Genomic DNA, 16,231 nt, shown 5'->3' with positions numbered 1-16,231 from the left:
CCGATAAAGGCGTCACGTCCGATGCCTGCTGCTGCCATACCTGTTACGGCTGCTGCGCGGCAGCCAGCGGGCGTTTTTTACGGCGCAACTTATCCATCATTAAATAGACCACCGGCGTGGTGTAGAGCGTCAGTAACTGGCTCATTACCAGCCCGCCTGCAATGGTAATCCCCAGCGGCTGACGCAGCTCTGCGCCGTCGCCGCTGGTCAGCACCAGCGGCAGCGCGCCAAACAGCGCCGCCAGCGTCGTCATCATAATCGGCCGGAAGCGCAACAGGCACGCCTGGAAAATTGCCTCCCGCGCGCTGAGCTGGCCGTTGCGCTCTGCCTCCAGCGCAAAATCGACCATCATGATGGCGTTCTTTTTCACGATACCGATCAGCAGCAGAATACCGATCAGCGCAATCAGGCTGAAGGGCGTATCGAACAGTTCCAGCGCCAGCAGCGCACCGACACCCGCCGAGGGCAGGGTAGAGAGGATCGTCAGCGGATGGACATAGCTCTCATAGAGGATCCCCAGCACGATATAGACCGCCGCAATCGCCGCCAGCATCAGCCAGAGCTGATTACTTTGCGACTGCTGAAACACCTGCGCCGTACCGGCAAAGCTGCCGCGAACGCTGGAGGGCACGCCAATCGCGGTCATGGTGCGTTCAATCGCCTCCGACGCCTGCGACAGCGACACCCCTTCCGGCAGGTTAAATGAGATGGTCGAGGCGGCAGACAGCCCTTCATGATTGACCGAGAGCGGCGCATTCGCGGGCTGCCAGTGGGCGAACCACGACAGCGGAATCGCTTTACCTTCGCTGTTTATCACGAACATCTGCGACAGGGCGCTGATATCCTGGGTGTAGCGCGGATCGACCTCCATCACCACTTTGTACTGGTTAAGCGGCTGATAGATGGTGGAGATCTGACGCTGACCAAAGGCGTTATTCAGCAGGGCATTGGCCTGAGAGACATCGATGCCAAGCCGCGCCATGCTTTCCCGGTCATAGGTCAGCGCCATCTCGCTGCCTTTATCCTGCTGATCGGAGTTCACATCCGCCAGCTGCGGCAGGGCAGAGAACGCCTGACGGATTTTTGGCTCCCACTCACGCAGGGCGTTGAGGTCGTCCGACAGCAGGGAATATTGATAACCGGCATTCGATTCCCGACCGCCGACGCGCAGATCCTGCACCGCATTCAGATAGAGACTCGCCCCGGGTTCTTTCGCCAGCTTATTGCGCAGGCGGGCGATAATCTCCACTGCACTCTCTTTCCGCTCCGACAGCGGCTTCAGCGAGATAAACATAGAGCCGCTGTTGGTACGCATCCCGCCGGTGAAGCCCACCACGCTCTCTACCGCCGGATCGGCCCCGACAATCTCCATAAAATCCTGCAGCTTACTGCGCATCGCCTGAAACGAAATGCTCTGGTCGGCAGAGATGAAACCGGAAAGTCGTCCGGTATCCTGCTCCGGCATAAAGGTTTTCGGAATATGAACAAACAGCCAGCCGGTCAGGACGATGGTGGCGAAAAACAGCACCATCACCCAGCGCGCATGGTTCAGTACCACGCTAAGCGAGCGGCCATAGCCCTGCTGGACCGCCATCAGCAGCCGGCCCGCGCCGCGCTGACGCGGCTGACTGCGCGGCGCGTGCGGCTTCAGCAGATAGGCGCACATCACCGGCGTCAGGGTGACCGAGATAAACAGCGAGATGACGATAGCCACCGACAGCGTAATGGCAAATTCTGAGAAGAAGCGGCCAATCAGTCCGCCAATCATCAGCAGCGGCAGGAACACGGCAATCAGTGACAGGCTCATCGACAACACGGTAAAACCAACTTCCCGCACCCCTTTCAGCGCGGCAGCCAGCGGCTTCATGCCCGCTTCCACGTGTCGGGCAATGTTCTCCAGCACCACAATCGCATCATCCACCACAAAGCCGGTGGCGATGGTCAGCGCCATCAGCGACAGGTTGTTGAGGCTGAAGCCGCACAGGTACATCGCGGCAAAGGTGCCGATCAGCGAAACCGGCACCGCAACGGCGGGGATCAGCGTGGCGCGGCCCGAGCGCAGGAAAACAAACACCACCAGAATCACCAGCGCCACGGCGATCACCAGCGACTGCTCCACCTCATGCAGCGAGGCGCGAATGGTGGGTGAGCGATCCTGAGCGATCTGCAGATCGATGGCGGCCGGGATCACCTCATGCAGCAGCGGCATTTCGGCGCGGATGCGGTCCACCGTATCGATGACGTTGGCTTCAGGTGTTTTGCGGATCAGCAGCAGCACCGCCGGTTTACCGCGCGACATCCCGGCGTTGCGTACGTCCTGCACTGAATCTTCGACTGTCGCCACATCCGACAGCCTGACCGCCGCGCCGTTGTTGTAATGCACTATCAGCGGCTGATACTCACTGGCGGTCTGCAGCGCGTCATTGGTACGCAACTGCCAGCGCTGCTGCGAATCATCCAGTGCGCCCTGCGGCCGTCGCTGATTGGCGTTGGAAATGGCGGTGCGCACTGCATCCAGCGAGACGCCCTGATTAAACAGCGCCTGTGGATTCAGGGCCACGCGGACCGCAGGCAGCGAGCTGCCACCCACGGTGACGTCGCCCACGCCCTCAATCTGTGACAGTTTCTGCGCCAGCTGGGTCGAGGCGTAATCGTAGAGCTGACCCGGATTATAGGTATCCGAGGTCAGCGTCATGATCATAATCGGCGCATCTGAAGGGTTCACTTTACGATATGTCGGGCGCGACGGCATCCCGGTAGGCAGCAGGCTTTGCGCCGCGTTAATCGCGGCCTGAACATCGCGCGCGGCTCCGTTGATGTCGCGATCAAAATCAAACACCAGAATGATGCGGGTGCTGCCCAGCGAACTGGTGGAGGTCATTTCACTGACGCCCGCGATGCGTCCCAGTGAACGCTCCAGCGGTGTGGCTACCGACGACGCCATGATCTCCGGCGCGGCACCCGGCAGCGAAGCCGAGATAACGATCACCGGAAAATCAACCTGCGGCAGCGGCGCCACCGGCAGCAGCCGGAAACCCAGCATCCCCGCCAGTGCGATGGCCAGCGTCAGCAGCGTGGTGGCGACGGGCCGGTTGATGAACAGGGCAAAGAACTTCACTCTGCGGCCTCCGTGCGGGCAAAGCGGCGGCGGGTAGCGTGCGCCAGTCGATCAAACAGCAGGTAGATCACCGGGGTGGTAAACAGGGTCAGCACCTGGCTCAGAATCAGCCCGCCGACCATGGCAATCCCCAGCGGATGACGCAGTTCGGCACCGACGCCGGTGCTGAGCATCAGCGGCAGCGCGCCGAGCAGTGCGGCCAGCGTGGTCATCAGAATCGGGCGGAAGCGCAGCAGGCAGGCCTGATAAATGGCATCAACAGGCTTCATACCCTGTTCACGTTCGGCCGCCAGCGCAAAGTCGATCATCATGATGGCGTTCTTTTTCACGATGCCGATCAGCAGGATGATGCCGATTATCGCCACGATATCCAGCTCATTGCCGCTGAGCATCAGCGCCAGCAGCGCGCCGACACCCGCTGTGGGCAGCGTTGAGAGAATCGTGATGGGGTGAATAAAGCTTTCATAAAGCACGCCCAGCACGATGTACATCGCCACAATGGCCGCCACAATCAGCCAGACGGTGCTGCTCAGCGCCGCCTCAAACGCCAGCGTGCTGCCCTGGAACTGCGTCATCAGCTCTGCGGGCATGCCAAGCTCGGCTTCAGCCTGCGACACCGCTTTCACCGCATCTTCCAGCGAATAGCCGTCAGCCACGTTGAAGGAGAAGGTCGCCGACGGGAACTGGTCGAGATGATTAATGCTGAGCGGCGTGTTGCGCTGTTCAATGCGGGCAATGGCGCTCAGCGGTACGCTGCCGCCGTCGCTGCTGTTAAGGCGAATCGCATTCAGGCTCTCCATGCCTGGAGTGGCACTATTGTCCTGCTCCAGCACCACCCGATACTGGTTCGCCTGGGTATAAATGGTGGAGATGAGCCGCTGACCAAAGGCGTTGTACAGCGCGTTATCGACATCCGCCATGCTGATGCCGAGGCGGCTGGCGCTGTCGCGGTCCACTTTGACATAGGCTTCCAGTCCCTGATCCTGCCAGTCACTGCTGACATCGCGCAGCTGTGGCAGGGTGCTGAGCCGGGTCAGCAGCGCCGGAACCCAGGTGCTGAGCGACGACAGTGAACCCGATTGCAGCGTGAACTGATAGGGCGTGCGGCTCGCCTGGGTATCGATGGTGAGATCCTGCACCGCCTGCAGCCACAGCTGCACGCCCGGTACCTCACTGACCTGCTGTTGCAGGCGCTGCTGAATGGCAGGAATGCGGTCGTCGCGTTGATCCAGCGGTTTGAGGTTGATCTGCAGACGCGCGCTGTTCAACGAGGCATTGGTGCCATCCACGCCGACAAACGAAGTCATGCTCTCCACTGCCGGATCTTTCATGATGATGGAGGCGACGTCGCGGGTGCGCTGCGCCATGCTGGCATAGGAGACCGACTGCGGTGCCTGCAGCGTGCCCTGAATAATGCTGTTGTCCTGCTGCGGGAAAAAGCCTTTCGGGATGATCATCCACAGCAACAGCGTCAGCACCAGGGTGCCAAGCGCCACCGACAGCGTGAGCCAGGGATGATTAAGTACCCGTTTCAGGCCGCGGCCATAGGCGGCCACGATACGATCAAACATCGCTTCGCTGGCCCGCGAAAAGCGGTTCTGTTTGCGCAGCGACTCTGCGCTCAGCATCCTGGCACACATCATCGGCGTCAGGGTCAGTGAGACCACCGCTGAAATCAGGATCGCCACCGCCAGCGTCACAGCAAATTCGCGGAACAGACGACCGATCACGTCGCCCATAAACAGCAGCGGGATCAGGACCGCAATCAGCGAGAAGGTGAGGGAGATAATGGTAAAGCCGATCTCGCCGGCACCTTTCAGCGCGGCGGTGAGCGGCTTTTCCCCTTTCTCGATATAGCGTGAGATGTTCTCAATCACCACGATGGCATCATCGACCACAAAGCCGGTGGCGATGGTCAGCGCCATCAGCGTCAGGTTGTTAATTGAAAAGCCGAGGAAGTACATCGCCGCGAAGGTGCCGATCAGCGACAGAGGCACCGCAACCGCCGGGATCAGCGTGGCGGGCACGTTGCGCAGAAACAGATAGATAATCATGACCACCAGCGCCATCGCCAGCATCAGCTCATACTGCGTGTCGTTGACCGAAGCACGAATATTGGTGGTGCGGTCGGTGAGCAGTTTAACCTCCACCGACTTCGGCAGGGCTGCGGTCAGGGCAGGCAACATGGCACGGATATTATCTGCTGTGGCGATGATATTGGCACCAGGCTGACGCTGAACGTTGAGCACAATCGCTGCATCGCGGTTGGCCCAGGCGCCAAGCCAGCTGTTTTCTGCTCCCTGTTCTATGGTCGCCACATCGCCAAGACGCACCGGTGCGCCGTTTTTGTAGCTGATAATCAGCTGGCGATAATCCTCCGCTGATTTCATCTGATCATTGGCTGACAGGGTAACTGAGCGGGTCGGACCATCCAGGCTGCCTTTGGCCGAATTTACGTTGGCATTGCTGATGGCGGTCCGCACTGTTTCGCTGGTCAGACCCAGTGCAGCCAGCGCCTGCGCATTCATTTTCACCCGCACCGCCGGACGCTGACCGCCCGATAGCGTCACCAGTCCGACGCCGCTGACCTGAGAGATTTTCTGCGCCACCCGCGTTTCCACCATGTCCTGCACCTGCGTCAGCGGCATGCTGCGCGTGGTGACGGCAAGCGTCATGATCGGTGGATCGGCAGGATTCACTTTGCTGTAGACCGGCGGATTAGGCAGGTCGTTGGGCAGCAGGTTAGTGGCGGAGTTAATGGCAGCCTGCACCTCCTGCTCTGCCACATCCAGCGGCAGCGTCAGCTGGAACTGCAGCGTCACCACCGAGGCACCGCCGGAGCTTTGCGACGCCATCTGTTTCAGGCCAGACATCTGACCAAACTGGCGCTCAAGCGGCGCGGTGATGGAGGAGGTGACCACATCCGGGCTGGCACCCGGATAGAGCGTGACGACCTGGATCGTCGGATAGTCGACTTCGGGCAGCGCCGAGACCGGCAGGAAGCGGTAGCCCAGCACCCCGGCCAGCAGGATCGCAATCATCAACAGCGTGGTGGCGACCGGCCGCAGGATAAACTGGCGTGACGGTCCGCCACTGTGATCGGGAGGCATGACCTGCATTACTCACGCTCTCCTTTTGACGGCAGGGTGGCGCGGGTAGCGCGCGGTGCGTTGCTCTGCGGCGCGACCACCTCGACTTTTGCGCCTTCCGTGAGGCGATCCAGCCCATCGGTCACGACGCGTTCGCCCGCCTCCAGACCGGCGCTGACCACCACTTTCTCGCTATCCTGCAAGCCGGCAATCACGCTTTTCTTGCTGACCTTGTTGTCACTGTTAACCACCCAGACAAAGTTGCCTTCGTTGCCCATCTGCAGCGCGGCAGGTGGGATAACAATCGCATCCTGCAGGGTGTTGACCTTCAGCCGCACATTCACGAACTGATTGGGGAACAGCGTGTCGTCCTGATTATCAAAACGCGCTTTGATTTTGATGGTGCCGGTGGTGACATCAATCTGGTTATCGAGGCTTAGCAGTTTGCCGCTGGCGATCAGATTCTGATTACTGCGATCCCAGGCCTCCACCAGCAGCGATTCACCGCTTTTCTGCGCCTTGAGAATGGAACTGATGCTGTTCTCAGCCAGGGTAAAGACCACATCAATCGGGTGCGTCTGGGTGATCACCACGATACCGGTGGTGTCGCCGCTGGTGACGTAGTTGCCGACGTCCACCTGTTTCAGCCCGACCCGGCCGGCAATCGGTGCGGTGATCCGGCTGTAGGTAAGATTGAGCTGCGCACTGGCGACGCTTCCCTCATCCGCTTTCAGCGTGCCCTGCGTTTCACTGACCAGTGAGCGCTGGGTATCCAGCTCCTGTTGCGACACCAGCGAGGTTTTTGCCAGCTTCTCGAAGCGTGCCAGGTCACGACGGGCGTTGGCCAGCGTCGCCTGATCTTTCGCCAACTGGCCCTGCGCCTGCGTTAACGCCACCTGATAAGGCCGCGGGTCGACTTCTGCCAGTAGCTCGCCCGCTTTCACCTGCTGCCCTTCGGTGAAGTGGATTGCCAGCAGATCGCCATTGACCCGGCTGCGCACCGTGGCCGTGTTAGCCGCGGTCACCGTACCCAGTCCACTCAGATAGTGCGGCACGCTCTGGCTGGTAGCCGTAGCGGCCTGAACCGGCGCGAGGGGACGACGGGCACCGTCACCGCCGCCTTTGCCGCCACGTGGCGCAGGTGCGTCACTCTGACTGCTGCTCTGCGGCTGGGCATGGCGCTGCCAGGCATAATAGCCGCCAGCGGCCACGGCGATCAGGGCCAGCACGATAAGGGTTTTCTTCATAACAGGATGTCGGGTGCTCATGATTGTTGGTGCTCTCCAGCAGTGACGTAGTCCCAGGCGCAGGCATCAAATGGGTAGCCTGCAAACGACAGAGTGTAGCCGCCTCTGACGGGCAGAAGTTGAAGGAAATAAGGATATCTGTCAGGGCGGGGTAATTATGCCTGTTCTTTCATTAATCGCATCACAATCGTCATAAAGCCGTGAAATCACTTTGCTATGCTGAAAGACAGACGGTTTTTTCAGGCAAATAAGGAGCAGGAAATGAGTCAGAATCAAACCCGGCAGTTGGGTGACAGTGGTATCGCGGTGCCGTTGCTGACGTTTGGCGGCAACGTGTTTGGCTGGACAGTGGATCAAACCACCTCCTTTTCGCTGCTGGATGCGCTGGTGGATCGAGGCCTGTGGTTTATCGATACCGCCGACGTCTATTCCCGCTGGGCACCGGGCAATAAAGGCGGTGAATCGGAAACCATTATTGGTGAATGGCTAAAAAAAAGCGGCAAACGCGACCAGATCGTGCTGGCAACCAAGGTTGGCATGGAATTGTCGCCGGAGAAAACCGGGCTGAAACCGCAATATATCCGTCAGGCGGTCGAAGATTCACTGCGCCGGTTGCAGACCGACTATATCGATCTCTACCAGGCGCACCGCGACGATCAGGATACGCCGCTGGCGGAAACCCTGAGCGCCTTCGACAGCCTGATCAGAGAGGGCAAAGTGCGGGCGATTGGTGCTTCCAATTACAGCGCGGCACGGCTGCAGGAGGCGTTGCAGGTCAGTGAAACGCAGGGGCTGGCGCGCTATGAAACCCTGCAACCTGAATACAACCTTTATGACCGCCAGCCCTATGAGTCGGAGCTGGAGCCGGTGGTGATGGCGCAGGGGCTGGGCGTTATTAACTACTACTCACTCGCCAGCGGCTTTCTCAGTGGCAAATACCGCGAGGCGGCAGATGCGGGTAAAAGCGCGCGCGGTCAGGGTGTCGTAGATAAATACCTTAACCCGCGCGGTTTGCGGATCCTCGACGCACTGGACGCTATCAGCGAAGCGCATCAGGTGACGCCGACGCAGGTGGCGCTGGCCTGGCTGATCGCCCGTCCCGGTATCACCGCACCGATTGTCAGTGCCACCTCGCTGAAACAGCTCGACGATCTGACTGGCGCGATGCAGCTGACGCTGACCCCGGCGCAGATTGAACAACTGAATCAGGCAAGCCAGTAAACACAAGGGGCGATAGCGCCCCTTTTTACGCTGCACCTGTCAAAAAATACGCACCCCGCCCAGAGAGTAACCAATCAGAGATCCCGATCACAAATGCGTTAATAAACGGATGTTACGGGTAATTATGCGCACGTATTTACAAAAAACAGAGGTTATCCAGCACTATCCTCTGCGCGTCATTTTCCGTAACTTACATAAGAATAAGCAAGATGAAAAACAGAAAAGCAGAGCAGCGTTTCCCGCTGCGCCGTGTGGCAACCGGCACCCTGATCCTGGCCATGTTTTCCGCGCAGGCGTTGGCCGCTGACGCCCTGAGCCCGGACTCCGAATGGATGTTTGGTGACTGGGGCGGTTACCGAACGCAGCTGCAGGACGACGGCATTAAGTTTGACGTTAACTACACCATGGAAAGCGCCGCGAATTTAGGCGGCGGGGCAGATACCAACACCACCATGCGCTACAGCGATCAGTGGACGTTCGGCACCAATTTCGATCTGCAGAAGCTGCTGGACTGGCAGGATGCTGAGTTCCAGATGACCGTGACCAGTCGTAACGGACAGAATCTTTCTGAACAGGTCGCGGATCAACGCACCGGTATGCTCTCCTCGGTGCAGGAGGTTTACGGTCGCGGCCAGACCTGGCGTCTGACCCAGTTCTGGTTACGCAAAGGATTGTTTAACGATGTGGTCGATGTGAAAGCCGGGCGGGTGACGGTAGGGGAAGACTTCGATAACTTCGATGGCAATCTGTTCCAGAACCTGGCGCTGGGTAGCGGGCAGGCGGGTAACTGGCGCGGCGATCGCTGGTTTAACTGGCCGGTCTCGCAGTGGGGCGGCCGGGTGAAATTCAATATCACGCCGGACGTTTTCTTCCAGGTCGGTTTCTATAATCAGAACAGCGCTAACTACGATCGCGGTGATGGTTTCCGTCTGGATACCAGCAATTCAGAAGGGAATCTGGTGCCGGTCGAACTGGGCTGGAAACCAACCTTCGGGCCGGAGAAATTACCGGGTAACTACCGCATCGGCTATTACTATTCCTCAGTGGATGGCGATGTTTATGGCAGCTGGCGCAACGGCGGCTATCAGGATCAGGCCCATTCCTATGGCGGCTATCTGCTGTTACAGCAACAGCTGACCGCGCAGGATGGCGATGTGAATCGCGGTCTGGGCGTGCGGGTGCAGGCGGTGATGAACGATCACAAGACCTCAAAGACCGACAACTATCAGTCTATTGCGTTTACCTGGACAGGACCGTTTGATGCCCGTCCTCAGGATGAGATCGGCGTGGGCGCGTCACGTATTCATGTGAACAGCGACTATACCCGCTCACTGCGTCAGCAGAATCAGGCTAATGGCGAGAGCCGCTTTGACAGCCCGACCTATCTGCCGATTCAGGAAGGTTCAGAGTACAACTATGAGGTTTACTACAACGCTAAAGTAACTAACTGGATGTCACTGCGACCTAACCTGCAGTATGTGGTTGCACCGGGCGCAGTCAGTGAAGTGAAAGATGCGTTTATCGGTGGTATCAGCGCCAATATCGCCTTCTGATTTTCCGGGCGAGCGAGCCGCAGTGCGGGCCAGCGCACCTCTGCTGCTGCCGGGCCGTCCTCGCGCCGCTCACGCGGTACCTTCGGCTTTGACGCCGTGCCGACGAACCGTTCGGGGATCGGCCCTCCCTGGCCGGCTCCGAACTGTCCACGCTTCCCGGCGTGGACTTCTGGCCCGGCGTCACGCCTCAGCGCTGCGGATAGCCCTTTCAGCAGCAGAGGCGCTCAGGCCTTCACTCTCGTGCCCTTTCTGACAACATGCACTCAAGCTTCAGAGCAGGCCGGGGCCCGGCACCAGACTGCGTTATCACCTGTCGCTTAACTGACTGGCATTACACCCTCAGGTGCCGTCTTTGTTATTGCAGTGCAAGCCTAGCGGAACATCACTTCCGCCCAGCGGGCCAGCCCTGCGGTGACGGAGGCGAAATCATCGCCGCCCGCAATCGGTGTATCCGGCAGCGTCTGCTGCAGCGCCGCGCGCAGCAACGGCGAACGCGCACTGCCGCCGGTCAGGTAAATCACATCAGGCTTAATCTGGCTGGTGGCTAATGCCAGCTGCACCTGTTCCAGAATTTTCTCCAGCGGCTGACTGATGGCGTCCTGCAGCTGATCCACGCCAATCTCTGTCTCTAATGCGGCGGCAATAAAGTCCAGGGAAGCGGTATGCGCCGGGCTGGCTGACAGCGCAATCTTGCTCTCTTCCGCTGCGCGCACCAGGCGATAACTGAGCTTCTGCTGCCACACTTTCAGCAGGCGAGCCACCACGTCACCCTGTTCCGCATCACGCACTAAATCCCGCAGCCACTTTCCGCAGGCGGGACTGTAAAAGTCACTTTGTGCCGGAACATCATTGATGGCGATCGCATTCCACCACGGCAGCGCAGGCAGGGCGGTGCCTTTCTGGGTGTTACCGCCCAGACCGAGTAGCGGCATCAGGGTCTTAAACGTCAGCATGATGTCCAGGTCGTTACCGCCGACGCGGCAACCGCTGTGGCCCAGCAGACTTTCACGGCGGTCAGCTTTATCACGCCACTTCGGCCCCATCAGCAACATTGAGCAGTCGGTAGTACCACCGCCAATATCCACCACCAGTACCCGCGTCTCCTGCTGTAGCGTGGCTTCGAAATCGAGTCCGGCCGCCACCGGTTCGAACTGAAACTCCACGTCGCGGAAACCGGCGCGGTGGGCGGCGCGCAGCAGAATACCTTCAGCCTGCTGGTTAGACTCTTCACTGCCTAAACCCTGGAAGTTGACCGGGCGTCCGATTACCGCCTGATCGATAACCTGATCAAGCTGGCTTTCACCCTGCTTGCGGATGTGCAGCATCATGGCGCAGACCAGATCTTCAAACAGGGCAATCTGCTGTGGCTTCAGGCCAGTAGCACCGAGGAACGATTTGGGGGATTTAACGAACCAGACATCTTCGGGATCGACCATATAGTGCTGCAGCGCGGTGAGGCCAAACTGCACGCTATTGGGCTGGACATCGATATCTTCTTCGCGGTTATATCGCAGCGCCCGCTGCAGCAGCGCCGTGGTTTCGCTGTCAGGTGTCGCGACCTGATGATGACGATAGAGCCATTCGCTGATCGACTCGCGGGTCGGCGCACAAATCATCGACGGCAGCAGGCGCTGATCATTTTCCAGCGTTAACAGACGTGGCGTGCCATTTTCGCTGACTGCAATAGAGCAGTTAGCCGTGCCGTAATCGAATCCTATGAACATTTTCGCCCCCATGCCGGAAAAAAGGGGGCGACTTTAGCGCAGCTTCAGCAGGGTGGCAAGCGGGCAGCGCCGGAATTAACGAATAGCGAAGATGTGATCTTCAGCCAGTGAACGTAACGGCTGGCGCTCCGCCACGGCACTGCCCCAGACGCCGTTAACATCAAGGTTAGCCAGGGTGCTGAGCAGGGCCGGTACCGAAACCGGACCGGCCAGCACCGAGATATTGCGCTGTGTGGCCTGGCCCTGAATGATGGTCAGCAGCATCTCATCCATCAGGTTATTGTGAACGTTGGCAACCAGTTCAGGCGCCAGCACCAGATAATCGACCACCTCGTCACTCAGCAGATTGAAGGCATCCAGATTACGGCCAAAATGCTGCAATACGATGCGGCAGCCGCACTGCCGCACTTGCAGCAGCGCGGCATAGAGCTGATCGCCCTGGCTCAGCACGCTGGCGGCAGGGAAAGCAAAACCACAGCCGCTGCTGGAGAGACCGGCGGCGACAAAGCGCTGACAGAGTTGCTGCACAAAAGCGACATCACTCAGCACCTGAGCATTGAGCGGCAGAATCACCGGAATGCCTTTGTTATTGAGCCGCTGCACGTCGTGGCGGAAAAAAGCCTCAAGAATATTATTATCCAGCCGGCGACGCAGCGTTTCATCAGGTAGGTTATTGCGCAGCAGTGTCTCATCCAGCAGCAATCCGTCAGCGGTTAACAGCTGCACCTCAAGCAGCCAGATAAAGGCGGCCTGCGGCGTTTTTGGCGGGGCAACGGCCCAGGCGGGCAGTTCGATCTGCAGCGCATCAATCATCGCCGCATCCATGCCCTGATGGTTGCCCGACAGCGGTAAGCGATGCTGTTCGTAGACCACCAGCCGTCCGCGCCCGCTGCGTTTGGCGTTGTAACAGGCGATGTCCGCCTGCGAAAGCACGTCGCTGCTCTGACAGTTTTCTGCTGAAATCTGCGTCACGCCAGCACTGGCACCGACCTGATAGAGGCGTCCCAGCCACTGGAACCGGTAATCATTTACCGCGGCGACAATGCGCTGCACCACATCATGCGCCTGTCGGATATCGCAATCGGGCATCAGTAGTGCAAACTCATCACCGCCCAGTCGCGCAAGGAAATCGCTGCTGCGCAGAGGGTGCTGCATCAGATCGGAGAGTTCGCGCAGTAACGCATCGCCTGCAGCATGCCCGGCGCTGTCATTGACCGCTTTAAACTTATCAAGGTCGATAAACACCAGCACATGCTGATGCTGATGTTCAGCGGCATCAAACAGCAGACGCTTAAGCTGAAGTTCGAAGCTGGCGCGGTTAGGCAGACGGGTCAGGGTGTCATGCAGCGCGCTGTAGCTCAGGCGCTTCATCAGTTTGCGTGACTCACTCACATCCTGAATGACCATCACCGCCCCCTGTTCCAGGCCCGCTTCCGAACGCAGCGGCGTGATGCTGTAGTGAATATCGATATGGCCGCCGTCCGGGGTATGCAGCACCAGATCTTCAGCGAGACCGGGGGTGACTTTTTCCGGCGGCAGCTGGCATAACAGCAAACTCTCTACCTCAGGGCCGTTACGTCCCTGCGTGATATGCAGCAGCTCACTCAGCGGCTGACCGGCGGCCTGCTCCTGCGACCAGCCACTCATTTTCTCCGCCACCGGGTTCATAAAGGCAACGCGCATCTCTTTATCGGTGCTGATGACCGCTTCGCCGATCGAATCCAGGGTGATCGCCATGCGCTCTTTCTCCTGAAACAGCGCCTCGTTAAGATTGCGTAGCGGCGTGATGTCCTGACAGATGCCCAGCATGCGCTCAATGCGCCCCTCTTTGCTTAGCAGCCGGTTGGCCTGAGTGCGCACCCAGCGATGTCCCTGGTCATCGACCACGCGGTACTCCATGTGAAACGCGCTGCGAAGCTCAATCGCCTGTTGCACCGTCAGTGCGGCATACTCGCGATCGGCGGGATGCAGCAGATGGATCCAGAGGTCATAGCTGGGTGACTCATGCGGGGCAAGACCAAACAGCGCGTACATGCGCTTGTCCCATAACATCTCGCCGGTCAGCAGGTTCCACTCCCATACGCCAATGCCACCCGCTTCGTTGGCCAGCGTAATACGCTCCATCAGCCTGCGATTCACCTGTTCGCTCTGCTTCAGCTCAGAGATATCGATAATCTGCGCAATAAAGTAGAGCGGTTCCTGGTTACCATCGCGCACCAGCGATACCGTCAGCCGCGCCCAGACAATCTCGCCATCTTTGCGGAAATAGCGCTTCTCAAAGGTGTAGGTATCAATCTCACCCGCCAGCAGTCGGTTCGCATGTTGCAAATCGAGGCTGAGATCGTCGGGATGGGTGATCTGCTGAAAAGTCAGCCGCTTCAGCTCCTCAGCCGGGTAGCCCAGGATCTGGCACAGCGAGCGGTTGACCTGCAACCAGCTGCCGTGGGGCGCCACCAGCGCCATCCCGATGGCGGAGTACTCCATGGCGTGACGGAAGCGGGTTTCACTGTCAGTGATATGGAGCTTTTCGCGCCGGAACGCATCCATCACCAGCGACATAATGTGACTGGGGACTAGCACCAGCAGGAACGGCAGCCAGCTGGAGACCGGGCCCAGCGCGCTGTTGTTGTTCACCACGCTGACCAGATCAAAGGCGAGCAGTATCGAGATAAAACTGGCGTTCAGGAAGAACAGCACGAACGCCTGCAGCTTGGGCAGGCGGACCGCGCACCAGAAGAGGATCACCACGATAAAGGTAAAGGGCCACGGCAAAAAGCGCAGCGCCAGATAACTGGCCCCGAGGGTGAGAAGAAGCGTCAGCAGAGCTTCGGCCAGGCGCAGATTGCTGAACCCCGTGCGACGCAGCGGCCACGGCAGAAGTAACAGCATCGGGCCTAACACCAGCATGCCGATGATTTCGGAGATCACCCAGGTATAAAAGAAGGGAAAAGAGGCGTGGCCGCTGACCTGTAGCGTCCAGAGTGCCAGCAGGCCGCCGAGCACCGGCGTCACGATGCCCACCGACAGTACCATCCGTGCCCAGTCATGCAGTGAATCCAGCGGCGCGCGCCGATCCAGCAGGGCGCGCAGCAGCATGCCACCCACACCGGCCTGGATAAGATTGAGCAGGGCGAATTTAATGTTCGAGAGGGCAGGCCCGATGATGATGGCGTTAGCCCCGGCGGTGCCAAGCACGCAGGCTGTCAGCAGCAGCGGGAGCTGGCGTGACGGGCAGCGGAAAACCACGACTGTCATTAACGTAGTCGGAAACCAGAGCGGGGAGATTTTGCCGCTGACGACGATCAGTTCCAGACAGAAGAGTGTCAGGACAAACACCACGCAGCCAAGGAGCAGCGCCGAGAGCCAGCGGTTTGGCGTGCTATTTTGCGGGGACAGGATCTCTATCGTCATGCGGACTTCCGGCAGGGTGCAGCGCTCCACAATGGCGTATCAGGCACCAGTCATTCTCTCACTGCATGCTAGCACATCCGGCAAAGAAAAAAGGGGTGAAATCAATATTGCCCGTTATTCGGCGAATTGACGGGCACGCTAAGATTGATTGCCAGCACGTTGATTACTGGCGGAAAAGATCGGCGCGGGTATAGGGTTTCTCCATGCCCGCAAGGCTGGCGGCGAAACGCTCCAGGAACTGCTGCGTGGTGGCGACACGACCGTGACTCATCAATACAAACGGCACTAACAGCGCAGCACCGACCTGCGGCCAGCTGAAGCCTTTGAGCGAGGTGCGACGCTGGGATATCAGAAACGCCGTGCTCAGCGTGAAGCCCAGCAGCAGCCCGGTGACCACCTCACTTTTTGAGTGTGCGTGGATGACCAGGCGGGAGAAACCGACCATCAGGGGAATCAGATAGCCAACCCCAATCGCCGCAATGCGCCACATCGCGGACCAGCGCCCGGAAATCAGCCACAGCATGACCGGCCACAGCGTGGCGGACATGGCACTATGACCGCTGAAACCGGTAAAATTAAAGCGGGCGCTGCCGATGCCAAACCCCAGAAACAGAATTTTAGAGATGCTGACGGTCAGGCCAGCCAGGCCAAATGCCACAATCCAGTAAAAGACCGTATGACGATTATCACTCTTCCACGGCAAAATCAGCGCAATAATTACCGCTGTTGGAATCAACAGCATGCTGTCGCCAAAATAGGTCAAAGTCTTCCAGTGCATACCACTCCTGATGCATCTTCGGTCGTCACGTTAGCGACACGCTTTGTCTGAACAGCGCGCCGCGCAGGCCATTTTTTTTATAGTATGGTG

Annotated in this window: 8 protein-coding genes; 2 read left to right on the top strand and 6 right to left on the bottom strand. The window is 59.0% G+C overall.

Annotation, left to right across the window (positions count from 1 at the left end; genetic code table 11):
* Positions 1–43: 43 nt before the first annotated feature.
* Genes mdtC through ACMGGP_RS11405 form a run of 3 tightly spaced genes read right to left on the bottom strand, consistent with a single transcriptional unit; the run spans position 44 to position 7,454 of the window.
* Complete coding sequence (mdtC, locus tag ACMGGP_RS11415) at positions 44–3,118, bottom strand: multidrug efflux RND transporter permease subunit MdtC (RefSeq protein WP_033778769.1); 3,075 nt, start codon at positions 3,116–3,118, stop codon at positions 44–46.
* The gene (locus tag ACMGGP_RS11410) at positions 3,115–6,237 is read right to left on the bottom strand and encodes an MdtB/MuxB family multidrug efflux RND transporter permease subunit (RefSeq protein WP_033772219.1); all 3,123 of its coding nucleotides are present in this window, start codon (positions 6,235–6,237) and stop codon (positions 3,115–3,117) included. The genes mdtC and ACMGGP_RS11410 overlap by 4 nt, the downstream gene beginning before the upstream one ends.
* A complete protein-coding gene (locus ACMGGP_RS11405; protein WP_498798454.1) occupies positions 6,237–7,454 on the bottom strand; it encodes an MdtA/MuxA family multidrug efflux RND transporter periplasmic adaptor subunit in 1,218 nt (405 codons plus the stop codon). The genes ACMGGP_RS11410 and ACMGGP_RS11405 overlap by 1 nt, the downstream gene beginning before the upstream one ends.
* A 261-nt stretch (positions 7,455–7,715) precedes the next feature.
* Between ACMGGP_RS11405 and ACMGGP_RS11400 the strand changes: the two genes are divergently transcribed.
* Positions 7,716–8,675, top strand: coding sequence for an aldo/keto reductase (locus ACMGGP_RS11400; protein ID WP_033778771.1), 960 nt, complete (start codon positions 7,716–7,718; stop codon positions 8,673–8,675).
* A 209-nt stretch (positions 8,676–8,884) separates the two neighbouring features.
* The gene (locus ACMGGP_RS11395) at positions 8,885–10,228 is read left to right on the top strand and encodes a carbohydrate porin (protein WP_498798453.1); all 1,344 of its coding nucleotides are present in this window, start codon (positions 8,885–8,887) and stop codon (positions 10,226–10,228) included.
* 371 nt (positions 10,229–10,599) lie between these two features.
* On the opposite strand, the gene yegD is transcribed toward ACMGGP_RS11395, so the two are convergent.
* The 3 genes from yegD to ACMGGP_RS11380 form a co-directional block, all read right to left on the bottom strand.
* On the bottom strand, positions 10,600–11,952 hold the full coding sequence (yegD, locus tag ACMGGP_RS11390) for a molecular chaperone (protein ID WP_033788265.1): 1,353 nt from the start codon (positions 11,950–11,952) through the stop codon (positions 10,600–10,602).
* Positions 11,953–12,027: 75 nt separating this feature from the next.
* Positions 12,028–15,363 (bottom strand): diguanylate cyclase, encoded by a 3,336-nt coding sequence (locus ACMGGP_RS11385; RefSeq protein WP_498798452.1) that lies wholly within the window; start codon positions 15,361–15,363, stop codon positions 12,028–12,030.
* 163 nt (positions 15,364–15,526) lie between these two features.
* Positions 15,527–16,141 carry a phosphatase PAP2 family protein gene (locus tag ACMGGP_RS11380; RefSeq protein WP_010248160.1) on the bottom strand — a complete coding sequence of 205 codons (615 nt, stop codon included), beginning with the start codon at positions 16,139–16,141 and terminating at the stop codon, positions 15,527–15,529.
* Between the last annotated feature and the right edge of the window lie 90 nt (positions 16,142–16,231).

Origin of the sequence: Curtobacterium sp. BNK-1 (assembly GCF_048685235.1) — a bacterium.
Taxonomy (GTDB): domain Bacteria; phylum Pseudomonadota; class Gammaproteobacteria; order Enterobacterales; family Enterobacteriaceae; genus Pantoea; species Pantoea agglomerans.
The sequence above is the reverse complement of the archived record's forward strand: the minus strand, read 5'-3'. Positions and strand labels throughout refer to the sequence as shown.

Coding starts and splice junctions, on each gene's coding strand:
- ACMGGP_RS11410 (WP_033772219.1), bottom strand. CDS start 6,237: ATGCAGGTCATGCCTCCCGATCACAGTGGCGGACCGTCACGCCAGTTT.
- ACMGGP_RS11385 (WP_498798452.1), bottom strand. CDS start 15,363: ATGACGATAGAGATCCTGTCCCCGCAAAATAGCACGCCAAACCGCTGG.
- ACMGGP_RS11380 (WP_010248160.1), bottom strand. CDS start 16,141: ATGCACTGGAAGACTTTGACCTATTTTGGCGACAGCATGCTGTTGATT.
- ACMGGP_RS11395 (WP_498798453.1), top strand. CDS start 8,885: ATGAAAAACAGAAAAGCAGAGCAGCGTTTCCCGCTGCGCCGTGTGGCA.
- ACMGGP_RS11400 (WP_033778771.1), top strand. CDS start 7,716: ATGAGTCAGAATCAAACCCGGCAGTTGGGTGACAGTGGTATCGCGGTG.
- yegD (WP_033788265.1), bottom strand. CDS start 11,952: ATGTTCATAGGATTCGATTACGGCACGGCTAACTGCTCTATTGCAGTC.
- ACMGGP_RS11405 (WP_498798454.1), bottom strand. CDS start 7,454: ATGAAGAAAACCCTTATCGTGCTGGCCCTGATCGCCGTGGCCGCTGGC.